The 23701-nt window shown below is 31.8% G+C and carries 20 protein-coding genes; 6 read left to right on the top strand and 14 right to left on the bottom strand.

Annotated features, from left to right (window positions below):
• Positions 1–257 precede the first annotated feature (257 nt).
• From ACK2WO_RS02860 to ACK2WO_RS02820, 9 genes are all read right to left on the bottom strand, one after another.
• On the bottom strand, positions 258–761 hold the full coding sequence (locus tag ACK2WO_RS02860) for a GNAT family N-acetyltransferase (RefSeq protein WP_414698302.1): 504 nt from the start codon (positions 759–761) through the stop codon (positions 258–260).
• A gap of 357 nt (positions 762–1118) precedes the next feature.
• A complete protein-coding gene (locus tag ACK2WO_RS02855) occupies positions 1119–1622 on the bottom strand; it encodes an SEC-C metal-binding domain-containing protein (RefSeq protein ID WP_178411812.1) in 504 nt (167 codons plus the stop codon).
• Positions 1623–1677: 55 nt separating this feature from the next.
• Positions 1678–2385 carry a UPF0489 family protein gene (locus ACK2WO_RS02850; protein WP_414698301.1) on the bottom strand — a complete coding sequence of 236 codons (708 nt, stop codon included), beginning with the start codon at positions 2383–2385 and terminating at the stop codon, positions 1678–1680.
• 95 nt (positions 2386–2480) lie between these two features.
• On the bottom strand, positions 2481–3161 hold the full coding sequence (locus ACK2WO_RS02845) for an RluA family pseudouridine synthase (protein WP_414698300.1): 681 nt from the start codon (positions 3159–3161) through the stop codon (positions 2481–2483).
• A 3-nt stretch (positions 3162–3164) separates the two neighbouring features.
• Entirely contained in the window at positions 3165–4034 is an 870-nt protein-coding gene (locus tag ACK2WO_RS02840) for a class I SAM-dependent methyltransferase (RefSeq protein ID WP_006441051.1), read from the bottom strand.
• Between the two features lie 473 nt (positions 4035–4507).
• Complete coding sequence (gene carB, locus ACK2WO_RS02835; protein ID WP_329998829.1) at positions 4508–7717, bottom strand: carbamoyl-phosphate synthase large subunit; 3210 nt, start codon at positions 7715–7717, stop codon at positions 4508–4510.
• 68 nt (positions 7718–7785) lie between these two features.
• The gene (carA, locus tag ACK2WO_RS02830; RefSeq protein ID WP_178411808.1) at positions 7786–8826 is read right to left on the bottom strand and encodes a glutamine-hydrolyzing carbamoyl-phosphate synthase small subunit; all 1041 of its coding nucleotides are present in this window, start codon (positions 8824–8826) and stop codon (positions 7786–7788) included.
• Positions 8827–8840: 14 nt separating this feature from the next.
• Entirely contained in the window at positions 8841–9557 is a 717-nt protein-coding gene (gene pyrF, locus ACK2WO_RS02825; RefSeq protein WP_414698299.1) for an orotidine-5'-phosphate decarboxylase, read from the bottom strand.
• Between the two features lie 377 nt (positions 9558–9934).
• Positions 9935–10813, bottom strand: a complete 879-nt coding sequence (locus ACK2WO_RS02820) for a nitroreductase family protein (protein ID WP_178411806.1) — start codon at positions 10811–10813, stop codon at positions 9935–9937.
• A gap of 177 nt (positions 10814–10990) precedes the next feature.
• On the opposite strand from ACK2WO_RS02820, the gene ACK2WO_RS02815 reads away from it, so the two are divergent.
• The 4 genes from ACK2WO_RS02815 to ACK2WO_RS02800 all read left to right on the top strand — a co-directional run bounded on the left by ACK2WO_RS02815 (position 10991) and on the right by ACK2WO_RS02800 (position 14368).
• Entirely contained in the window at positions 10991–12220 is a 1230-nt protein-coding gene (locus ACK2WO_RS02815) for an aminopeptidase (protein WP_414698298.1), read from the top strand.
• A gap of 383 nt (positions 12221–12603) precedes the next feature.
• On the top strand, positions 12604–13353 hold the full coding sequence (locus ACK2WO_RS02810; protein WP_178411908.1) for a transposase: 750 nt from the start codon (positions 12604–12606) through the stop codon (positions 13351–13353).
• On the top strand, positions 13320–13490 hold the full coding sequence (locus ACK2WO_RS02805) for a hypothetical protein (RefSeq protein WP_158573270.1): 171 nt from the start codon (positions 13320–13322) through the stop codon (positions 13488–13490). Before ACK2WO_RS02810 ends, ACK2WO_RS02805 begins: the two co-directional genes overlap by 34 nt.
• Positions 13430–14368 carry an IS3 family transposase gene (locus ACK2WO_RS02800; protein ID WP_414698731.1) on the top strand — a complete coding sequence of 313 codons (939 nt, stop codon included), beginning with the start codon at positions 13430–13432 and terminating at the stop codon, positions 14366–14368. Before ACK2WO_RS02805 ends, ACK2WO_RS02800 begins: the two co-directional genes overlap by 61 nt.
• 360 nt (positions 14369–14728) lie before the next feature.
• Here the strand turns inward: ACK2WO_RS02800 and ACK2WO_RS02795 are convergent, their stop codons facing one another.
• From ACK2WO_RS02795 to ACK2WO_RS02785, 3 genes are read right to left on the bottom strand one after another with little or no spacing between them, the layout of a single operon-like run.
• On the bottom strand, positions 14729–17119 hold the full coding sequence (locus tag ACK2WO_RS02795; RefSeq protein ID WP_414698297.1) for a homocysteine S-methyltransferase family protein: 2391 nt from the start codon (positions 17117–17119) through the stop codon (positions 14729–14731).
• Entirely contained in the window at positions 17109–17834 is a 726-nt protein-coding gene (locus ACK2WO_RS02790; RefSeq protein WP_414698296.1) for a vitamin B12 dependent-methionine synthase activation domain-containing protein, read from the bottom strand. Before ACK2WO_RS02790 ends, ACK2WO_RS02795 begins: the two co-directional genes overlap by 11 nt.
• A gap of 10 nt (positions 17835–17844) precedes the next feature.
• A complete protein-coding gene (locus ACK2WO_RS02785; RefSeq protein WP_178411802.1) occupies positions 17845–18300 on the bottom strand; it encodes an S-ribosylhomocysteine lyase in 456 nt (151 codons plus the stop codon).
• A gap of 385 nt (positions 18301–18685) precedes the next feature.
• On the opposite strand from ACK2WO_RS02785, the gene ACK2WO_RS02780 reads away from it, so the two are divergent.
• On the top strand, positions 18686–19225 hold the full coding sequence (locus ACK2WO_RS02780) for a shikimate kinase (protein ID WP_414698295.1): 540 nt from the start codon (positions 18686–18688) through the stop codon (positions 19223–19225).
• A gap of 50 nt (positions 19226–19275) precedes the next feature.
• Entirely contained in the window at positions 19276–20028 is a 753-nt protein-coding gene (locus ACK2WO_RS02775) for a tRNA 2-thiocytidine(32) synthetase TtcA (RefSeq protein ID WP_006441041.1), read from the top strand.
• A 110-nt stretch (positions 20029–20138) separates the two neighbouring features.
• Here the strand turns inward: ACK2WO_RS02775 and ACK2WO_RS02770 are convergent, their stop codons facing one another.
• Positions 20139–20813, bottom strand: coding sequence for a hypothetical protein (locus ACK2WO_RS02770; RefSeq protein ID WP_414698294.1), 675 nt, complete (start codon positions 20811–20813; stop codon positions 20139–20141).
• Positions 20814–21039: 226 nt separating this feature from the next.
• On the bottom strand, positions 21040–23640 hold the full coding sequence (locus ACK2WO_RS02765) for an ABC transporter permease (protein ID WP_414698293.1): 2601 nt from the start codon (positions 23638–23640) through the stop codon (positions 21040–21042).
• Positions 23641–23701: the final 61 nt, after the last annotated feature.

Below are 23701 nucleotides of genomic sequence, written 5' to 3'. Positions count from 1 at the left end.
CTTTTTTTAAACTTTTTTTATTTTTTATTCTAACTTTCTTCTTTCTTACGAAATATAAAAATATTCAAAGCCGAAATTCTACTTATTCCAATGCATTTAGAAATAATATAAAAAATCGGCTCCTGACAATAACTATTAAATTTTACATTTATAATTTCTATCTTTTTTAAATTTATATACATTTTTTAAAAAAATCGGTTAAAATACATTACAATGAAAATTTTAAAATTAATTTAGCTCTAGAAAATAATTTACTTCTAGAAAACCTTCTCATATGCAACTCTTTCAGCACCATCTTCTAAAAGAATAACGCCACAGTATTCAAATCCATTTTTTTCTAATAATCCTCTCATAACAAAATTATCTCTATGAGTGTCTATTTTTATACTGTTATAACCTAATTCCTTGCACATATTCTGAGAAAATTTCATTATTTCATGAGAAAGCCCCTTCCCTTTATGCTCATTACTTACAGCAACTCTATGCACAACCCCGTATTTTCCATCGCTTAGCCAATTTCCTTCGTATATCTTGTCGTAAGTACTTTCTCCTCTAAAAGAAATAGCTGTAGTAGCCACTATTTTACCGTCAAGCAGCATAACATAACTCTCGTCAGCCTCTATATCCCCTCTCAAATTCTCTTCATTAGGATAGCCATCTTGCCACTGATCTATATCTTTACTTTTAAAATATTCCTGTGCCTGTCTAACAATTTCCATCATTTCTGGTATATCTTCTATCCTAGATTTTCTAAATTCCATAATCCTCTCCAAAACTCCCTTTTCAAAATGTAAATCTAAATCTAAATTATTTTAACTACAATTTCAAACATATCTAAAAGCCTAATTTGCAGTTAATATCTAAATTATATCAAAATTGCCAAAGAAAAATATATAAAATCCTAAAAATCACAGATAATATCTTAAAATTTAAAATAACCTACAGTAAAATAAACTAAATCAAATAAATCATAAATATATCTCCTATAAAATTCCTATAACACCAGAAGTTTTCTACATATAAAAAGCTCCCGATATAATCGAGAGCTCTCATTTACATAAGTATTTTTACATAACTACTTAAATTTAAAGATAAATTTAAACACAAAAACTTAAATACTAAGCGTTTTTGCCACAGCATTTTTTGTATTTTTTACCACTTCCACAAGGACATGGATCATTTCTTCCAACTTTGTGTTCTTTAACTATAGTTTTGCTTTTTTTGTATTTTTTGTGTAATTCTTTTCTTGTTTCAGCAGAAAGTATTCCATCCCATTCAGGTAAAGTGTATAACCATTCAGCTTCAACAGCACACATATTGTAGAATAATTTTTCCCAGTCTATTTTTATAGATACTTCCCCATCAGCTTCTATAGCGTCTAAGTCTAGATCTTCTTTTAAACTTTCGCTTATTCCATCTATGAATCCCATGAAGTATTCTGGAGATGTTTCGTATTTAGCTGCTAAATCTGCAACTTTTCCTTCTACAGTTTCAGTTTTTTCTTCTAATATTTTTCTGTATATGTCTCTTTCAACATTTAAATACTCTTTCCAGAATTCTATTTCAGCATCCTGGTTTTCGTGAGTTTCGCTAACTTTTTTCCATGCTTCGTATAAACTCATTGTAATTTTCCTCCTAAATTAATCTCGTCTTCTAAAAGACTTTCTTTCAAATCTACTATATTATATCATAATTGAACAGTTCTTTTAATACTTTTATAGCTTTATCTTGTTCAATAAAGTACGGACTTGTAGCTATTGTAATAACCTTAGCACCTTTAATAAGCTCCTGTATCCTATCAAATCTATCAGAAAAAGGTATATAATCCATATCCCTTGAGAATATATCTAAATCTATATCTAGCACATATTCTCCTTCTGCCTCTTCCTTTAGACTATAAGTACTGTCCATTATTATAAGTTTTGAAAAAATTTCATGCTCCATTGCAGGCTTAATAAAACTTCCCACATTAAGCACTTCATTTGTATATCTAAATACATCATCTAAATCGTCTACATCTACATCATAATTAGGCGGAACTCTAGTATCCTTGTGCTGATCCACGTGTACCAAAGTGCACCCTCTATTAAAAAGACCTTCATTTAGGCATTTCATCCAGAAGTAGAACGAATGGTTATGGTTATCAAAAATATACACTCTCTTACCGTCTTTAGTATCCATTCTAACCATATTTTCTATACCATAAGCCTTAAACTCTGTATACTCATCTATCTCATTAAACACAATTTCTGTACCTTCCCTTACATCAGACAAATCTCCTTTTATAAGCTTTGGTACAAAAATCTTCTTATTCTCCCTCTCTTCAAAGGAAAAAATATTATTTCCAACTGGTTTTTCTATAAAAAATCCGCAATATCTTTCCATACAATCAATCAGCCTTTCTAATCAAATACATTTTCTTGCCGATTACATTAAATTTTATACATACTAGCTTAATTTTTCCATAAATTTATTTTTAATTACTTATCAAAAACATTCCATGGATATTCTTTTGGTGGCTCACAGACAAACTCCATCTTCTCTTTAGTAACAGGATGAACTATCTCAATCTTATAAGACCAAAGCGCTATCTGCTGACCTACCTTGCTATTTTTACCATATCTCTGATCACCAACAAGAGGATTGTTTCTTGAAGCAAACTGAACTCTAATCTGATGTGGTCTACCAGTCTTTAAATCTATCTGAACTAGACTCATCTTATCCTTAAATGCTAGAGTTTCGTAGCTAAGCTCAGCATACTTAGAATCCTTGTGATTTTCAGAGACCACACTTACCATATTAGTTTTCTTATTCTTATAAAGATAATCCTTTAAAGTATCACTCTGCTTTCTCATCTTTCCATTGATAACCGCTCTATAAGTCTTTTTAAACGTCTTATTTCTAACCTGCTCAGAAAGTCTTGATGCTGCTTTAGAAGTCTTAGCAAATACCATTGCTCCTCCAACAGGTCTATCAAGTCTATGAACTAACCCTAAATAAACATTTCCCGGCTTATTATACTTCTCTTTAAGATATGCCTTTAACAGATTGACCATATCCGTATCATTTGTATTATCCCCCTGAGAAAGAATATTTACAGGCTTTTCAACTACTAAAAGATGATTATCTTCATAAAGTACATTTATATTTACACTAGCCAAAGACTATCTCTCCCATCTACCAAATATACCACAAGGAAGTATTTTACCATCTCTTGACGCTGGTATTCCAACTTCTCCACCGTATATCTGTCCGCCTTTTACTTTCTTTCCTATAGTAGTAGAAAGCACGTTTTCAAGTACTATTGGAGAAAATCCTGTAGTATAAGAGTTTATTAAGAAGAATAATGGATCATCAGATAATACACCCATACATAATTCAACGAAATCGTATAATTTATCTTCTATTTTCCATACTTCACCTTTTGGTCCTCTTCCGTATGAAGGTGGGTCCATTATTATAGCGTCGTATTTTCTTCCTCTTCTTATTTCTCTTTCAACGAATTTAACAACATCATCTACTATAAATCTTACTGTCTGATTCTGAAGTCCAGATAATGCTATATTATCTTTTGCCCAGTTTACCATACCTTTTGCTGCATCAACGTGGCAAACTTCTGCCCCAGCTGAAGCACAAGCAACAGTTGCTCCACCAGTATATGCAAATAAATTTAAAACCTTTATAGGTCTTTTTGCTTTCTTTATTTTATCTATCATCCAATCCCAGTTTGCTGCCTGTTCTGGGAAAAGACCTGTGTGTTTAAACCCTGTAGGTCTTATGTTGAATTTTAAATTCTTGTAGTTTATTGTCCAACTTTCTGGATATTTTTTCTTCTGCTCCCAAGAACCTCCACCTCTATTACTTCTGTGGTAGTGTCCATGTGGATTTTTCCATAATGACCATTCCTTTTCCATTGGCCAAACAACCTGTGGATCTGGTCTTCTAAGGACGATATCGCCCCATCTCTCTAGCTTCTCTCCGTTACCCATGTCTATAAGCTCATAATCTTTCCAACTATCTGCTAAAATTAACATCTTTTCCTCCTTCTCTCTTATCTAATTAAATTTATATTTCTTAAAATATTTTCCATCTCATTTTTTAACCTAATTATTAATTATATCATACACACACAACCATTTGCACTACTTTATCTCACCAATAACATATAAATTAAAACTAAATCAAATTATCTATTTCCACCATCTATCTTCTCAAAAGAAAACAACATATAGAAAAAATACACTAAAAGATTTTCTAGAATCAGAAATATAATTTTAAAACAATTTTTGGAAAATGGCGTCTTAAATATTTTGTGTCAAATAAAATAATCAAGCTTAGAATTACAAATTAATTTTCAACCGACAATCTACAAGCGCTACACATCATTTAAATGTGTTATAAAAATGGGTGTAGCGCTGAAGCCTGGAGGTAAAAATTAATTTGTAACTCTAAGCAATAAAAATAGGCTGTCACAAAATATTGCGACAGCCTACCCATAAATTTTAAATTATATTTCTGATATGTTGTAAACTTTTAGCGTATCTTTATCTATATGCTGTTTCTTAACATCTACCATTGCTTTTAATGTATCAAGAGAAGTCATAACTTCTGTAGAGAATTCTATAGCTGTTCTTCTTATCTTGAATCCATCTCTATTAGAGTCGTTACCTTTTGTAGGAGTATTTATAACCATATCTACCTGTTTATTTCTTATAGCGTCAAGTATATTTGGTCTAGCTTCTTCTACTCTATTTACAGTTTCAACTTCTATTCCGTTTTCTCTTAATGCTTTAGCTGTTCCTTCTGTAGCCATGAAAGTATATCCAAGCTCTTTCATATCTTTAGCTATTTCTATGAACTCTTCTTTATCGTGGTTGTTTATTGTAGCAAGTACGCAACCTCTTTCATCAGCTATACCTTTACCAGCTGCAAGGAATCCTTTGTATAATGCTTCTTCTAAGTTAGCACCTACTCCAAGAACTTCCCCTGTTGATTTCATTTCAGGCCCTAGTGATACTTCAACCTGCGCAAGTTTTGCCATTGAGAATACTGGTACTTTAACAGATACTATATCTGGAGTTTTGTATACTCCTGTTCCGTATCCAAGGTCTTTTAATTTAGCACCTAACATACATTTAGTTGCAAGGTCTACTATTGGCACACCTGAAACTTTTGATATGTATGGTACAGTTCTACTTGCTCTTGGGTTAACTTCTATTATGTATAATTCATTCTGGAATTCTATGAACTGGATATTAACCATACCTATAACATTTAGGTCTAGAGCTATTTTTTTAGTGTAGTCTAATATTTTTTCTTTTATTCTGTCAGATATATTCTGGCTTGGGTACATTGTTATACTGTCTCCAGAGTGAACCCCTGCTCTTTCAAGGTGTTCCATTATACCAGGTATTAATATATCTTCTTTATCGCATATAGCGTCAACTTCTATTTCTCTACCAGTTAAGTATTTATCTATAAGAACTGGGTTTTTGCTATCTCTTTCGAATGCTGCTTCTAAGTACTGAACTAATCTAGCTTCATCGTAAGTTATTTCCATACCCTGTCCACCAAGTACGTATGATGGTCTAACAAGTACTGGGAATCCTAAGTTGTGAGCAACTTCAAGACCTTCTTCAACAGTCCATACACCTCTACCTTTTGGTCTGTTTATGTCTAATCTTTCTAGTAATTCATCGAATTTTTCTCTATCTTCAGCTGCATCTATATCTTCGAAATCAGTACCTAATATTGGTATATTCTTTTCGTGAAGGAATTTAGCTAGTTTTATAGCAGTCTGTCCACCGAACTGAAGTATAACTCCGTCTGGATTTTCTTTTTCTATTATGTTAAGAACTTCTTCTTCTGTTAATGGTTCGAAGTATAATTTATCAGAAGTATCGAAGTCTGTTGATACAGTTTCAGGGTTGTTGTTTATTATTATTGTTTCTATTCCCTGTTTTCTTAATGATTTAACACAGTGAACTGAGCAGTAGTCGAATTCTATACCCTGTCCTATTCTTATTGGACCAGAACCAAGAACTATAACTTTTTTCTTATCGCTTACTGTTGCTTCATCGTATTCTTCATAAGTTGAGTAGTAGTATGGAGATAATGCATCTACTTCTCCAGCGCATGTATCAACCATTTTGTAAGCTGGTTTTATATTGTAAAGCATTCTTAATTCGTATAACTGCTCTGGGTTTATTTTCATTAAGTCAGATATACCTTTATCAGAGAATCCTTTTTTCTTTAATTCAAGAAGATATTCTTTAGTAAGGTCTTCTATTTTCATACCTTTTAATTTTTCTTCCTGTTCAACTATCCATTTGAATCTATCTAAGAACCATTTATCCATCTTAGTTATCTGTTCTATCATTTCAACTTTGTAGCCTCTTCTTATCATTTCAGCTATGTCGAATAATCTTTCATCATCTGGAACAACTACTCTAGCTTTTAATTCTTCTAGAGATCTCTGTTCTGATGGTGCATGAACTAATGAATATTTTCCTATTTCTAGAGATCTTATACCTTTAAGTATAGCTGCTTCAAAGTTGCTTCCTATACTCATTATTTCTCCAGTAGCCATCATCTTAGTTCCTAATCTCTTATCAGCTTTCTTGAATTTATCGAAAGGCCATTTTGGTATTTTAGCAACTACGTAGTCTACACTTGGTTCGAAGCAAGCTTTAGTCTTTTTAGTTACTGCATTTTCTATTTCATCTAATGTATATCCAAGAGCTATCTTAGCAGAAACTTTTGCTATTGGATAACCAGTTGCTTTTGATGCTAGTGCTGATGATCTTGAAACCCTTGGGTTTATTTCTATAACAGCGTATTCGAAACTATCTGGGTTAAGTGCGAACTGTACGTTACATCCACCCTGAACTTCTACTGCATTTAATATATCAAGAGATGCTTTTTTAAGCATTGCACATTCTTTAGCACTTAATGTCTGAGTTGGAGCAACAACTATACTGTCTCCTGTATGAACACCAACAGGGTCAACATTTTCCATGTTACATATAACTATGCTGTTTCCTATGCTGTCTCTCATTACTTCGTATTCTATTTCTTTCCAACCTTTTATACTTTTTTCTAAAAGTACCTGGCTAACTGGACTTAGCTGTAAACCGTGAACTAATATTTCTTTTAATTCTTCTTCGTTTTCAGCTATACCACCACCAGTTCCTCCTAGTGTATAAGCAGGTCTAACTACTAATGGATAACCTATTTTATTAGCATAAGCTAAACCATCTTCAAGAGTAGTTACTATATCACTTTCTATAACTGGCTGGTTTATTTCTTTCATTACTTCTCTGAATATATCTCTATCTTCACCTTTTTTGATAGATTCAACAGAAGTACCTATTACTTTAACTCCGTATTTATCAAGTATTCCACTTTCGTATAATTCAACTGCTAAGTTAAGTCCTGTCTGTCCACCCATTCCTGCAAGTAAACTGTCTGGTCTTTCTTTTTCTATTATTTTTTCTATGAATTCTAAAGTAAGTGGTTCTATATATATTTTGTCTGCTATTTCTTTATCTGTCATTATTGTAGCTGGGTTAGAGTTTATTAATACAACTTCTATCCCTTCTTCTTTTAAAGCCTGACAAGCCTGAGTTCCAGAATAGTCGAACTCTGCAGCCTGTCCTATTATTATAGGTCCTGACCCAAGTACTAATGTTTTCTTTATACTATCTATTTTAGGCATAACATTCTCTCCTTTAATCCGTTTTTTATTTTTCTTAATCTATATCGTCTCTATTATAATCTTATCTATTATAATGCAAGGAATTTACCATATACGCATTCTTTGTCGTCTGTTGATGTGAATGCTGGTATAAACTGTACACTCATTATAGGAAGTTCTTTATGTTTTAAACCTTCTATAGATCCATCGTTAAGACTTGTATAAGTTACTTCTGTGTTTTCAGGCATTTCAGTTATATTGAATCCATGGTGCTGAGTAGTTATTAATACTCTACCTGTTTCCATATTTTTAACTGGAACACTTGCTCCTCTATGTCCAAATGGTAATTTACCTATTTTTCCACCAAGAGCTAAAGCTATAACCTGATGTCCTAGACCTATACCTACAAGTGGTTTAACACCTGCTATTTTTTTAGCTGCTTCAACTGCAAAGTCAGCATCTTCTGGATTTCCAGGTCCATTTGATAATAATACAACGTCTGGATTTACACTAAGTATTTTTTCAGCTGGAGTAGTAGCTGGGAATATTGTTATATCACATCCGTATGCTTTAAGTGCTTCAACAACACTATTTTTAACACCTAAATCTAATATAGCTACTCTTCTTCCTGTTCCATCTATTTTTTTAACATCTTTGCAAGTTACTTCTTTAACAGCATCTTTGTTGCAGTAAGAAGCGAATTTTTCTTTTAATTCTGTTTCATCTTTATCTTCATAAGCTATAACAGCTTTCATTGTTCCATTAGCTGTTATCATTTTAGTAAGTGCTCTAGTATCTATACCTTCTATACCTACTATTTTGTTCTGTTTCATGTATGTAGCTAAGTCCATTTCACATCTGAAGTTGTTAGGACTGTCACATTTATTTCTAACTATAAGTGCTTTTGCATGCACTCCATTAGATTCTACATCTTCTAAGTTTATTCCATAGTTTCCTACTAATGGATAAGTCATTACTACGAACTGGCCTCTGTAAGTTGGGTCAGTAAGAAGCTCTTCATAACCTGCCATTGAAGTATTAAATACTACTTCTCCTACAGTTTCTTTTTCATATCCAAAAGCCTTTCCTTCAAAAACTGTTCCGTTTTCTAATATTAATTTGCATTTCATATTGGATTTACCCCCTACGCATTTTCTATTTCTCTTACTATACTTTCAGCTGCTTCTTTAGGATTTTCAGCCTGTGTGATAGGTCTTCCTACAACTATATATTTAGCTCCTCTTCTTATTGCATCTGAAGGAGTTACTACTCTTTTCTGATCCCCAACTGCTGCTGTTGCAGGTCTTATACCAGGGCAAACTGTAACAAAATCATCTCCGCATATTTCTACTATTTTGTCTACTTCTCTAGCTGAACAAACAACACCGTCTATTCCAGCTTTCTGAGCTAATTTTGCTCTCTTTATAACTAATTCTTCAGCAGTCATACTGCATCCTATGTCTTCAAGGTCTTCATTACTTAATGATGTAAGTACTGTAACACCAACTATTAATGGTTTTTCTATATTAAGTCTTGCAGCTTCTTCTTTAGCTATTTCCGCACACTGTCTCATACCTTCCATATCAGAAACATGTATAGTCATTAGCCAAACATTATCTCTAACTGCTGCTTTTACTGCACTTTTCATAGTATTTGGTATATCGTGGAATTTTAAATCTAGGAATACTTTTTTCCCTTTTTCTTTTAAATAATCAAGAGTTTTACCTCTTGTAGCAACATACTGTTCTAGACCAACTTTGAATATATCTACGCTATCTTCTAATTTGTCTATCATTTCTTTTGCTTTTTCGAAATTGTCAGTGTCAATTGCCACTATCAGTTTTTCTTTTCCATTGACCATATCTATTATTCTCCTCTTCATTAGTTTTTAACAAAGCCTCGTAATACACAAAAAATCCTTATACCACAAAAAGAGGCATAAGGATTTTATCTTTCCATAACAAAAAAACGCTATGAGATATCTTTCCCAGTCTCTCTGGACTAGCTTAAAAGACTTTATCATAAATATTTTTATTTCTTCTAATTTAATTATTTTAGTATTTATACCATTATAACCATTTAAGAGTTTATATGTCAATAACTTATTAATCCTCTTCTTTAATTAAGGTTTTTATTTTTTATGAAAAGTACATTACTCTTATATTATACATCGTTTTCCAATAAATTTGGATATTATTATGTTATTTATGGCAATTATTACTACATTTTTTCATAATTTTACTCTTCATCGTCTAAATCGTCAGCAACATAGTTTCTTGGCTCTGCTGATATAAAATACTCTCTTCCACCTATTCTATTTCTTAAATTCATGTCCTTGTAGACAACCGTCATTCCTTTTTCTCTACAAGCTAAGTCAAAATGCTTTAATGCTATTCCCATACTAATCTTACTCATATCTCTAAGTGCTGCTTTTTTAGGAACTTTTTCAAAGAAATGAATTCCCTTTTTATCTCTTAAAACATACCAAGGTTGTGTATTTTTAACAGATGGTGCACGTCTTATAAGCTCCATCACTTCTTCCCATTCGCCTTTCATTCCTTTAGAGATTTTAGAAATATTTCTTCTGTCTGGTATGGCAAATCTTGTTCTAAATAATGGCTCTGATTTTATAGGCATACCAAATGCAATTATTATACATGGCTCACCTATACTTTCATCTAATTCCGCATCTTTCATCATCTCTGCAACTTCAAAACCTTCATCTCTTACAAAATCTCTTTCGTCCTCTTCTGTTTTTAGGCAGTCTAAAATATCTGCTTTTGTAAGATGAGAATCTATCCAACATGTAGCTATTCCAAGACTAGTCATAAATAAAACTACCTCTTCCATAGCATACCCTACATTTTGTAGATGGTCTTTCCCTCCATCAGATGTAACAACTATATAATGAGGTGCTTTTATCTTGCATTCTTTCCCCATTAAAAAGTGGATTAAATGTCCCTTGTCGATAACATGTGCCTGTATATTTAAATCCTCATTTATATAAGTTATATTGTTACATGCTCTTCTAACATCTTCTATTAAATGGTCTTTGAGTTTTTTATTTGAAAAGAACTCAGTTGTTTTTCTATAGTAAATGGCTTCACATAATTCCATATTAAAAATCCTCCCGAAAAAATCAAAAAAACTAATTATTCTATCATATACATTATAATTATTTTTCATAAATTTGTATATAGTGCAACTGTAGAATAACTCTTTTATATACCTCTTAATTTTTCAAAGTGATATAATTAAAACATACAAATATAACTTGGTTGGAGGTATTAAAAAATGAATTTTGAAAGAAATTTAGACAAATATGCTGAACTATCAATAAAAGTTGGGATGAATGTTCAGCCTGGAGAAACTTTACTTGTTCGTTCTCCTATAGACTGTGCCGATTTTGTAAGAAAAGCAGTTAAATATGCATACGAATGTGGAGCAAAACATGTGTATGTAGAGTGGAGCGATGATGAATGCTCTAAACTAACTTACAACATGGCCCCAGATGAATCATTTAACGAATATCCTCAGTGGCAGGCAGATAAATATACTCAGATAGCAAAAGAAGGTGGCTCTTTCTTAACAGTAGTTGCTCAAGACCCAGACCTTCTTAAAGGTGTTGACCCTCAGAGAATAGCAAACTTCCAGAAAGCTTCTGGAAAAGCACTTAAAGAATGGAGATCTTATACATTAACAGACAGATGTAAGTGGAGTATAGTTGCTTGTCCTTCTGTAAACTGGGCTAAAAAAGTATACCCTAATTGCTCTGAAGAAAAAGCTGTAGAAAAACTATGGGAAGGAATATTCCAGTGTACTAGAGCAGATTTAGAATCTCCTGTAGATGCTTGGAACGAACATATAGCAAATCTTAAAAAAAGAACTGACTTCTTAAACGAATCAGATTTCAAAACATTAAAATACTCATCAGCTAAAACAAATCTTTCAATAGATTTACCAGAAGGACATATTTGGTTAAGTGGAGATGCAAAAGATCCAAATGGAGTATCTTTCGTACCAAATATACCAACAGAAGAAATATATGGAATGCCTCATAAATTTGGTGTAAACGGAACTGTAGCTAGTACAAAACCATTAGTATTTGGTGGTAATGTAATAGACGATTTCACAATAACATTTGAAAACGGAAGAATAGTAGACTTTACAGCTGAAAAAGGATACGAAACTCTTAAAAATCTAATAGAAACTGATGAAGGTTCACACTACATAGGTGAGGTTGCATTAGTTCCTTATGATTCACCAATATCAAATACAAATACAGTATTCTACACTACTCTATTTGATGAAAATGCTTCTTGTCATTTAGCTATAGGTTCTGCTTATAGAAGCTGCATAGAAAATGGAAATGACTTAAAAGAAGAAGATTTAGATAAATTAGGTGTTAATGATAGTTTAACTCATGTAGATTTCATGGTTGGATCTGCAGATATGGATATAACAGGAATAACTAAAAATGGAGAAGAAGTTGCTATATTCAAAAAAGGAAACTGGGCATTTTAGTTGATCAAGGGTTATAGATTGTAAAATGACAAAGAGATAGGAGGAGTTGTTTCTGCTCCAGGCAATCAAGTTGCATTGTCGCTGGAAACAATCTCCTCCTATCTTTTTTACCGATTTTAAAATTATAACCGATGATTAATCTAAAGTGTGGGAAAAGTAGGTAAAATGTGGAAAAATTATCCCCTTTTCAGAAAATATTTCTACTCTGTGGATATTTATCTATGTTAATTATGTGGATAAGTGGATAACTAGTAGTGTTTTGCAATTTATAGATATAATTTAATTAGAAAATTGCTGAATAGTTGTTCAACACCGACAATCTGCAAGCGATGTAGGTACTCCAATTTGTTGGACTTAAAAATCTAACGATTGGAGTATTTTTTATGCCTAAATATAGCGAAGATTTTAAGAATAAAATTGCAAGTGAATATTTCGATACTGAAATTACGCAAAGTGAACTTTCGAAAAAGTATTGTGTATCACAAAGCAGTGTTTTCAAATGGATTGAAAAATATAAAAATAACTCAAAGGACTTAGCATTAATAAAAAAGTCGAAGACTAAAAGTAAGTATACAACTACATTTAAATTGAAAATTATTCAGGAATATATTGTTTCTGGATGTATGCAAAAGGAAATAGAAGTAAAATATGATTTAAAAAAAGGTACACTATCTAATTGGTTCAATCAGTTCATAAATGAAATCGGAGATGAATCGTTATGTCTTCGACCTAAAAAAAGAACTTTTTCAAAGGAGTTTAAACAAATGGTTCTTAAGGAATATATAAATGAAGAATGTAGATGTAAGGTATTAATGAAAAAATATGATATTCCTTCTCGTTCTGACATATCTAAATGGTACATGGATTACGTTAGAAAAGTCGGAGATTATTCAAAAATAGCTCCTAAAAGAGGAAATTATTCTTTTGAATATAAAATGCGTGTGGTAAAGTTATACTTAGAAGGTAATTTTTCATATCAAAGCCTAGCTGACTATCTAAATATGAGCGATAGATCAACAATAAGATTATGGGTAATAAAGTATCTAAGGTATGGGACTAGTGCCTTAAAACCGAAGGTAAAAAGAAAGGATGATAAAGAATGGCTAAATCCAAAAGTGAAAAAAGAAAGTTAGATAATATAGATGAAAAAACGTTAAAAAGAATCGAAGAACTCGAAGCAGAAAATCTTAAACTAAGAATACAGAATGAATTTTTAAAAGCAAAGAGGAGATTATATCTGGAAGAAGAAAAGCAACTTCCGAAGAAATAGCAAGAATAGTATATAATCTCCGAGGATTATTTAAATTAAAAGATATTCTTGCTGCTATCAATTTTCCAAAATCAACATATATGTATTGGCAAAAGAGATTTAACAGAAAAAATAAAGACCAGGAAATAGAACAGTTAATATTAGAAATTAGAGCTCAGCATAAAGACTATGGATATAAACGTATACATCGGGAACTTAGAAAAACTATGGTTGTTAACATAAAAAAAGTACATAGAATAGTAAAAAAATTAGGTCTACAGGTAAAATCCTTTTCAAGAAAAAGTCGTAAATATAACTCATATAAAGGTAATGTAGGTAAAACTGCAAAGAATAGATTTAGACAGAAATTTTATACAAGTGTCCCTCATCAAAAGATAGCAACTGATACTTCAGAGTTTAAGTATTATGAAAAAGGAAAAAATGGCGAAGCTATAGTAAAAAAACTCTATCTTGATGCGTTTATGGATATGTATAATAGTGAAATATTAAGTTTTAGTATATCCGAAAGACCAACTGCAAATAATGTAATGTCTGCTCTAAATAAAGCTATAGAAGTGACATCCGATTGTAAGTATAGAAGAACATTTCACTCAGATCAAGGTTGGGCATATCAGATGCATTTATATAGAAATAAGTTAAAAAAAGAACGAATTTTTCAAAGTATGTCCAGAAAAGGAAACTGCCTTGATAATGCTGTTATGGAGAACTTTTTTGGTATATTGAAACAAGAAATTTATTATGGATATGTATATAATGGCTATAACGAACTCAAATTGGCTATTGAAAATTATATAAAATATTATAATGAGAAAAGAATTAAAGCGAAGCTTGGTTGGATGAGTCCTATTGAGTATAGGCTTCGCCTTTCAGCTGCTTAAAAATGCGAGATAGTTTATTAAAACTATCTCGCAAAGTTCAACAAATTGGGACCCCTTCACGACTCGCAACAATTAAATGTATTACATAAAAGTGCGAGTCGCTGAAGCCTGGAGGGTTGAACAGTATTCAGCAATTTTCTGCTTAAATTAAGAGTATAAATAAAAAACACCGTATGGTTTCGCTAATCCCATACGGTGTTTTTTATTGTTGACGATAAATTGATAAAATATTTCCATCTAAATCACAAATATCCACTCGCTACTTTGGATAATTGAGACTTTTCTCTTGGTTATATTATATACAAAATATACATCTTAGTATACACTAAATCTGAAGATTTTTAAACAGTTTTTTTAATTTTATAAGATAATTTTTGCTATTTCTACTGCAGACTTAGCATCTTTTGCGTAAAAATCGGCTCCTATTTCAGATGCATAGTCCTCTGTAAGCACTGCACCACCAACAAAAATCTTTACCTCAGGCATCTTTTCTTTTAATGCTTTTATAGTTTCTTCCATACTTTTTACAGTTGTAGTCATAAGTGCACTAAGCCCTACTAGTTTTATATTTTCTTCAATAGCTTTTTCCACAACTTTATCCACAGGAACATCTCTTCCTAAGTCGATAATTTCGTATCCGTAGTTTTCAAGCATTATTTTTACAATATTTTTACCTATGTCGTGGATATCCCCTTCTACAGTAGCTAGGATAATCTTTCCTTTTGATACATCTTCTTTTTTATCACCATTTTTGTTGATTAAATTTTCTTTAATAACAGTAAGCGATGCCTTAACAGCTTCTGCAGATTGAATCATCTGTGGAAGGAATATTTCCCCTTTTTCAAATTTTTTCCCAACAACATCAAGTGCAGGAATTAAGATTTCATCTAAAATATAATTCTCATCAGTATCCTTTAACATCTCTATAGTTTTGCTTTTAGCCTCATCTTTAATTCCTTTTTCTACAAGATCAAATAATGACATCTCTGAAGAACTACTAGCTGATTTTACATCTTTTTTGTTGTCTACATCGCTGTATCTTTCAACAAATTTTGTGCATCCCTTGTCTATATTTCTAATAACCTTGTATGAAGTTATAGCTTCCATCATTCTTTCATTATTAGGATTTATAATGGCTAAATCAAGACCAGCATCTAAAGCTAAAGTTAAAAATGCAGAGTTTACTGCCTGTCTATTTGGAAGTCCAAACGAAATATTAGACACCCCAAGAGTTGTATGCACACCTAGTTTTTTAACTTCTTTCATAGCTTTTAAAGTCTCATAAGCTGCTTCTTGCTGAGCTGAAACTGTAAGAGATAGACAATCTATGTAAATATCCTCTCTTCTAATTCCAAATTCCTCAGCTCTTTTTATAATCTTCTTAGCAATATCTACTCTTTCCTCAGCTTTTTCAGGAATTCCTCTTTCATCAAGAGTAAGGCCTACAACACAAGCTCCGTATTTTTTAACTAGAGGAAGAATAGTTTCTAATGATTCATCCTTTCCATTTACTGAGTTTACTATTGTTCTACCATTACAATATCTAAGCCCAGCCTCTAAAGATTCAACAACTGATGAATCTATCTGAACAGGTGTATCTGTAACAGACTGCACCTCTTTTAAAATATCTACCATAGCTTTTCTTTCATCTATTCCAGGAAGTCCTGTATTTATCTCTAAAATATCTGCACCGCCATTTACCTGCTCTATAGCAAGTCTAACTGCATAATCAGTATTTCCTGATTTTAAAGCTTCTTTAAATGCCTTTCTTCCAGTTGGATTTATTCTCTCCCCAACAACTCTAGGTTCATCAATTCTCACAACCTTAGATGGAGAACAAACTGCACTTACATATTCATTATTTTTATCTCCAATTTCTACATTAGATAGATTATCAGAAATCTTCTTTATATATGAAGGATCTGTACCACAACATCCACCTATAATGCTAGCTCCTGCCTCGATAAATTTCTTAACACCTTCCCAATACTCATCAGGGCCTATATCATAAGTAGCCTGTCCATCGTGCATTGAAGGAAGTCCAGCATTTGCCTGTACCATAACAGGAATCTGAGAAACAGCACAAATCTTCTCAACTATTGGTAATAGCTGCACAGGACCAAGTGAACAGTTTACACCTATTGCATCTACTCCAAGCCCACCTATAGTGTAAACCATACTTTCTGGAAGACATCCTGTAAAACTTCTTCCATCTTCATCAAATGTCATAGTCGCAAAAACTGGTAAATCAGAATTTTCCTTAGCTGCAAGAACAGCGGCTTTTATCTCAAGTAAATCCATCATTGTTTCAATTACTATAACATCTACTCCAGCTTTTACACCCCGTACAACCTCTCTTTTAAAAATCTCATACGCTCTATCAAAGCTCAAAGTTCCCATTGGCTCAAGCATCTCACCTATTGGGCCAATATCTAAGGCAACAAATTTTTCCTTATCTGAGCTAGACTCTCCTATTGCCTCTCTTGCTGTTTTAACAGCGTTATCTATTATCATCTCAACAGTATATCCTTTTGGAAGCTTTAACTCATTACATCCAAAAGTACAAGTAAGAACTGTATTCGTTCCAGCATCTAAATACTGTCTATGTATATCTCTTAAAATATCTGGATTTTTATATGCAAAAATCTCAGGATTTTCACCCATTTTTAGTCCATTTCTCTGAAGCATAGTTCCCATTGCTCCATCAAACATTAAAACCTTTCCTGTTTTTAAATACTCTCTAATTTCCATAGCAAGATCCCCCTCTTTCCCTTCTATATATGCAGTTGTTGTAATTTGGGCAATCTAAACAACTTTTTTTACCTTTTTTAACTTTATTATTTTTGTCTTTACTTGAATCATATATTCCAATAATTGCACTTACCGACTTTCTTGGTATCATAAGTCCGCTACTGCTTGTAGTAAGTCCTATTTTTTTCTGAGACTGCAGAATATTCAGAATTTCCTTTCCACACTCTAGCGGTAAGTCACCATATCCTGGACTATATCTCATAGTTATACATTTCCCAGATTTTTCAACATCTTTTTCAATTATTTCCTGAACATAATCACAGGTCCGCTCTACAAATGTTGTAGCAGCAGAGTCCATTATTATACTTTTTGCAAGGTCTACATATTCAGCCTTTCTAGTTTCCATTTCTACCTTAGTTCCAATAGTGGCTGCAAATAAAATGCATTCATCGCAACCTCTAAGAAGTTTTGAAATATCTTTACTTTTTAAAACTAAATTTGTTCCCTCTACTTCAATTCTATCTTCAAAAAATTTAAGCGGATATCTTTCGTATACCGCTCTAGGAGTTATTATGGATCTAGTTTGCTCAATTGCTAAATCTATCTTCTCTGAAAAACTACTCTCTATCTCTTGGCCTTTATACCGGAGATATCTAAGAACTTCGGCTTTTTCAATAGATATCTCCGTATTTTTTAAATTCTTTACAATGCTCAATAGCTTAGTCCTATTCTCCGTATATATTTAAAGAGAATCCTTCATCTAAAGCTTTTTTAGCATATTCTTTTGCACCAAATAGAGATAAATCTCTGTAGTTTCCACATTCTACTGCTGTTGCAGCTGGTATTTCATCAGTATTTAATACCATTTCAAGAGCTTTTTCTAACCCTTCTTTAACGTATGCAGGTTCAACATCTCCCCACATTATTAGATAATAACCAGTTCTGCATCCCATTGGAGATAAGTCTATTATATCGTCCATAGTTTCTCTTAAATATGTAGCTAAAAGATGTTCTAATCCATGAAGTGCAGCTGTACCAAATGCTTCAACGTTAGGCTGTAAAAATCTTAAATCAAATTTTGTAACTTTGTCTCCATTTTTACCATCTAATACGCAACATTTTCTAACATAAGGTGCTTTAACTTTTGTGTGATCTAGTTTGAAGCTTTCTACTTTTTCCATTTTTTAATCCTCCTAAAAAATTTATCTTACAATAAAAAAAACTCTTCTCATCAAATCGACAAGAAGAGCAATCTTTTCATTCTATCTTATCGATGTCAGCAGGACCACCTTTAAATTTAGGTTGGTATCGGGATACGAGCTGACCCTCTGCCCCGATTCTTGATAAGTTTATTAAACTGATTTTTATTATATATTATATCAGCTAAAATGTAAAGCAAGTTACATTTCTATTTTGCATATCATTTGTGTTTATCACTTATATTTCAAATTTGAACAAATTATGTTTAATTAACTTCGATTCTATGGTATATTTAACTAGCTATATAAAAGTTTTGATATTTATTTTAGATATTCAAATAGAAAATGATAAGGATAGTGAATTTAAATGATAAAAAAATTAGAAAGCTACAATATTGTGTTTATTGGATTTATGGGAGTCGGAAAGACAACTATATCTTCACATATTGCAAAGTTATTAAATAAAGAGTTAATTGAAACCGATGTATATATAGCAGAAAAAGCTAATATGGATATTCCTTCTATTTTTGATAAATTTGGAGAAAACTACTTCAGAGATTTAGAATCTGAGGCAGTTGCAGAAATTTCTAAAAAACGTGGGGTTATTATATCTTGCGGTGGTGGAGCCGTTATTAGAGAAAAAAATGTTTTAGAATTAAAGGAAAGTGGTATAATAATCAAATTAACAGCTACTCCAAATACAGTACTTCAGAGAGTAAAGGGTTCAAAAGAAAGACCTATATTAAATGGACATATGAATACTGAGTTTATCGCATCTTTAATGGAAAAAAGAGATAATTTCTACTCAAATGCAGCAGATATAACAATATCTACTGACGGAAAAACTGTAGATGAGGTAGCAAAAGAATGTATAGAAAAATCTATATTATTTATAGAAAGTAAATAATTTTTAGTACAAATCATAAATTAAATTTTAAATAAGAGGACGGTGAAATAATGGCAAAAAATACATTACAAAATCTTTTAAGTAAATCAAGAAAAGCAATTCAGGACTTTAATCTTATACAGGATGGAGATAAGATAGCTATTGGATTATCAGGTGGTAAGGACAGTATGGCACTTCTTCACGTACTTAGTACATATAGAAGATTTTCTCCAGAAAAATTTGAGTTAATGGCGATCTGCCTTCAGATGGGTGGCGCTGATAACTCATCACTTCATGAGTTATGTAAGGAATTAGACGTAGAATTCCACGAAATTCCTACAGATATAAAAGAAGTCGTTTTTGATGTTAGACAGGAAAAAAATCCATGCTCTCTTTGTGCAAAGATGAGAAGAGGTGCATTAAATGACTATGCAGTAAAATTTGGCTGCAACAAGGTTGCTCTTGGTCATCATAAAGATGATGCCCTTGAAACATTCCTTATGTCTATGTTCTATGAAGGTAGAGTGAGTACATTCTCTCCAAAATCATACTTAGATAGAACAGGACTTACAGTTATCAGACCGATGGTTTATGTTGAGGAGTATTTAATCAAGAAAACTGCTGAAGAAATGGATTTCAAAATAGTTAAGAATCCTTGCCCAGCAGATGGTAATACTAAGAGACAGTATATAAAAGAGCTTATAGCTAGACTTCAGGACGAGATGCCTGACTTTAAAAAGAATATGTTTATAGCAATGAATAACCCAGAACAGTGCTTCTTATGGGATAAAGAGAAACTAAAAGATGTTCATTTCAGTCGTTAATTATGGAAATATATACAAATAATTAAAAAGGACTTTTCAATATTACAAAATTAAAAAGTCCTTTTCTTAATTATTTTGTATATATTTCCACATATTATCTAACTAAAATACTATTCTATTCTCTCTATAGTAACGCCACCTTTTTCTTTTGGGTTATTCATTTTTATTAGATATTTTCCTTCTGCGCCGTTTACTACTTTGTTAGATATTTTTATTTCTTTAGCTTCATCTCTATTTCCATTTTTGTATACTATTACTTTTGTGTCTTCACCGTTTTTTATTATCATTTCAGCTTGGTCATTTTTTTCTAAATCCATTATTCCCATAGCCTTTTCTACAATTTTTACTGCAGCTTTAGGCATATTTTCTTCGCTAAATACAACATAACCATCTGAGTTACTTTCTTCTTCTCGTTCTATTCTTTCTACTGTAACTTCTCCCACAGCTTTTTCTCCTTCTACAGTAACCTCATATATTCCATCTTCTGGTGCTTTAATTTCAAAATATGATGTCCGTAAATTTTCACCTTCATATAGAGTTTCTCCATCATCTTTTTTCACTATATCCAGATTTAAAGTCCCTCCGTCACTTAAAACATCTACCTCTAGGGAATCCCCTTTTTGCAATTTCAAATCCTGAGAATCAGATCCATTAAACATTTCATACTCTAAAATAAACTCTGAATCATTACCTGTTCTTTCACCGTCAAACTTTACATTACTTTTACAAGCTGTAGTTGAAAGCGCTGTTACTATAATTAGTCCTGATATAAATACTTTTCTCATATTTAAGTCCTCCACAAAAGAATAATTTCTTATCTTGTAATTTAATGTTTCTTCTTACTTTATATGATAATGCCTAGTATCCTTATTTTCAATTAAGGTAATCTTAACTATCTCTTAATTTTTTCTAAAGTTTTTGTATTTTAATAACTAAATTATTAATATAGTTTATATATAAAAAAGCAAGAGCAATAGCCAAATAATAGGTTATTCTCTTGCTTTTATTTTTTTATTCAGTTCTCTCAATAGACTCTACAATAGAGATATTTCTCATTTCAACAAAAGGCAGATAAGAAACCAATGCTCCTAATCCAACATTCATTAAAAATACCCCTGCAAATGTAATTGGATTAACCAAGAATTTTGGCGAAATCAAGAATTCTGCCATAGGACTATATATTCCCCAGCATACTATCAATGCGACAATTACTGAAATCACACCAGAGTACAACCCATACATCAATCCTTCAGATAACACAATTTTTCTAAACATCTTATTATCCGCACCAACGGCTCTGATTATTCCAAACTCAGCTCTTCTCGAAACCATGCTATACTTGATATTATTCACTATATTGATAATACTGATTAAGAATAATATCCCTATAATCGCATTAATAAACATCTGCTTATTTTCTTCCATAGCAGCTAGTGTCATTCTTTCCTCTGTTAAATCAGAAAATACATTTCCACTAGTTCTATTCGCTATAGCTAAGATTTGTTTTGCTACCTTTTCTCTATTTGCATTGTCATTCATTTCTATATTTACAATCTGTGCATTTTTGTACCCGGAAAATTTTTCAAACTGCTTATTTGATAAAACTAGATTTACAGAACGGTCATCCACATAATAGTCAGAGTAATCCACAAGTTCATTTACAATACCCACAATTTTAAACTCTTTTGTGATATATTTCCCACCTTTGTCAGTCATTTTTAAATATTCCTCGCTAGAAATACCATCTTCTCTAAAAGTAACCTTTAATTTATCCCCAATATTTACACCTACTGTGTACTTTCCATTATTCTTTGGAACCATTGCAATGGCTACTTCTTCATTGTTCATCTCTTTTAAATCCACATTTCCTTTAGCCAAATGTTTATCCAATTTTTTAAGGAGAGTATCATTATATCCATATACTCCAGATTTTAAAATCTTATCCCCATTTCCACAATCTACTAACAATCCTCCTAAAACATTTTTAGTATATGTACCTTCATTTTCCTTTTTAAAATATTCTTTATCTAAAATCTGATTTTCTTTCAAAAACATCCTAGCATACAGACTTCTTATTTCATCTACATTTTCAACACCATTTATATTTCTAATATCCTCTATATCCTTAGCCGAATATCCTGCATACATAGGTTTTGTTATAATCATACTTATCTTAAAATCTGTATTCACCCTTGATACCTCGTCTAGCTTCTTCTGCTGATCTTTCATCAAGTCAGAGTAGAATGAAGAAGCTAAAAACATCACACTTCCAAGACACATAGAAATCAAAGTAATTGCAAATCCACTCTTGTTTCTAAGTACATTTTTCATCGCCATCTTTATCTCAATTGGGATAGTTTTGCTATAAGAAAGGCTATTATTTTTTCTTTTTCTACTCATTTTGTGATTTCTTTTCTTCTCTACAGAAGATTTTATATTTCCTCTAATCTCATCAATTGGGGAAATTCTCTTTATTTTCCAAGCCAAAAGAACCACTATAAATACAATTATCAACAGAGATACAACACTTGCAAATCCGATTATTTCAATAGGTACGCTAATTGTCGATAATTCCACAGCAATTTCGGTAAATACATTTCCTGAAACCTTTTTAAGCAATACCGCTACTAAATATCCAACAGCTACACCTATTGGAAGGGAAACCAGCCATATTAAAAGAAGCTCTGTTAAAAGTAGTTTGACTATATCTGATAATTTTCCACCTATTGCTCTAATCAACCCATACTCAGAAATTCTCTGTATTATAGATATGTTGAATACCCCATATACAACTATTGCAAGTACAATAGCTGCTGCAATTGCCGAATAGATTAAGTTATAATCAATTTCTTCAAGCTGCCCCATTGCCTCTAGTAGCATACCATTTATTCCCATATGTTCCTCATCTACTCCTAAAGCATCAGAAATTGTATAAATATTTTTTAAAATATTTTTATCATCCTCAAATCTTACATAAGCATCTGTTTTTTCATTGCTCTTTTTTAAATCTCTATTTAGGAATATTTCCATAATTCCAGAAGATTTTTCTCTGGCTCTGTCCTTCAAAACTCCAGATACTACAAAAGTTTCCTTTTTCTTTCTTCCAAATAAATCTACAGTTACTTTTTGTCCTACTTCTGCTTTTACTTCAAGATTATCTAAAACCCATTTCTCTATAACTACTTCATTTGTCTTTTTAGGAAAATTACCTTTTATAAGCTCAGTATTTTGAAGTTCTAATAGTTCTCTATTTACGCTGACAATATTCATTAAATCATCACTATCAGGAGTAGATGAATCATAGTATGTTAAAAGACCAAGCTTCGATATATTCGGATTATTATTATTTTTTGATTTAGAATTATCTTCATTTAATCCATTGACCTTAATATTCTCAATATCATTAACTTGAGTATCATTCAAATCTCCATATCTTACAAAATAACTTCCTAATTCGTATTCAGTCTGTTTGATATTTTGTTCCTTTGCACTAAACGAAAGAGATCCCACTCCAACAATAAGTGCTATCCCAAGAACAATGCCTATCCCTATAGAAATAGACCTATTTTTATATTTTTTAATATAAGATTTTCCTGCTTTAAAATACCACATGAAAAAACCACCTTTCTTCAGATTATTTATTGTCTTTCAATTTCATTTACTCAAATAATTT

It is taken from the genome of Peptacetobacter sp. AB845 (assembly GCF_047528295.1).
GTDB lineage: Bacteria > Bacillota > Clostridia > Peptostreptococcales > Peptostreptococcaceae > Peptacetobacter.
This window is presented reverse-complemented; position numbering and strand designations above follow the sequence as displayed.

Bases quoted from the DNA above. Each gene is read 5' to 3' on its own strand.
- ACK2WO_RS02860 (WP_414698302.1), bottom strand. From the start codon at position 761: ATGGAATTTAGAAAATCTAGGATAGAAGATATACCAGAAATGATGGAA.
- ACK2WO_RS02855 (WP_178411812.1), bottom strand. From the start codon at position 1,622: ATGAGTTTATACGAAGCATGGAAAAAAGTTAGCGAAACTCACGAAAAC.
- ACK2WO_RS02850 (WP_414698301.1), bottom strand. From the start codon at position 2,385: ATGGAAAGATATTGCGGATTTTTTATAGAAAAACCAGTTGGAAATAAT.
- ACK2WO_RS02840 (WP_006441051.1), bottom strand. From the start codon at position 4,034: ATGTTAATTTTAGCAGATAGTTGGAAAGATTATGAGCTTATAGACATG.
- carB (WP_329998829.1), bottom strand. From the start codon at position 7,717: ATGCCTAAAATAGATAGTATAAAGAAAACATTAGTACTTGGGTCAGGA.
- carA (WP_178411808.1), bottom strand. From the start codon at position 8,826: ATGAAATGCAAATTAATATTAGAAAACGGAACAGTTTTTGAAGGAAAG.
- pyrF (WP_414698299.1), bottom strand. From the start codon at position 9,557: ATGGTCAATGGAAAAGAAAAACTGATAGTGGCAATTGACACTGACAAT.
- ACK2WO_RS02820 (WP_178411806.1), bottom strand. From the start codon at position 10,813: ATGGAATTATGTGAAGCCATTTACTATAGAAAAACAACTGAGTTCTTT.
- ACK2WO_RS02815 (WP_414698298.1), top strand. From the start codon at position 10,991: ATGAATTTTGAAAGAAATTTAGACAAATATGCTGAACTATCAATAAAA.
- ACK2WO_RS02810 (WP_178411908.1), top strand. From the start codon at position 12,604: ATGCCTAAATATAGCGAAGATTTTAAGAATAAAATTGCAAGTGAATAT.
- ACK2WO_RS02805 (WP_158573270.1), top strand. From the start codon at position 13,320: ATGGCTAAATCCAAAAGTGAAAAAAGAAAGTTAGATAATATAGATGAA.
- ACK2WO_RS02795 (WP_414698297.1), bottom strand. From the start codon at position 17,119: ATGGAAATTAGAGAGTATTTAAAAACAGGAAAGGTTTTAATGTTTGAT.
- ACK2WO_RS02785 (WP_178411802.1), bottom strand. From the start codon at position 18,300: ATGGAAAAAGTAGAAAGCTTCAAACTAGATCACACAAAAGTTAAAGCA.
- ACK2WO_RS02780 (WP_414698295.1), top strand. From the start codon at position 18,686: ATGATAAAAAAATTAGAAAGCTACAATATTGTGTTTATTGGATTTATG.
- ACK2WO_RS02775 (WP_006441041.1), top strand. From the start codon at position 19,276: ATGGCAAAAAATACATTACAAAATCTTTTAAGTAAATCAAGAAAAGCA.
- ACK2WO_RS02770 (WP_414698294.1), bottom strand. From the start codon at position 20,813: ATGAGAAAAGTATTTATATCAGGACTAATTATAGTAACAGCGCTTTCA.
- ACK2WO_RS02765 (WP_414698293.1), bottom strand. From the start codon at position 23,640: ATGTGGTATTTTAAAGCAGGAAAATCTTATATTAAAAAATATAAAAAT.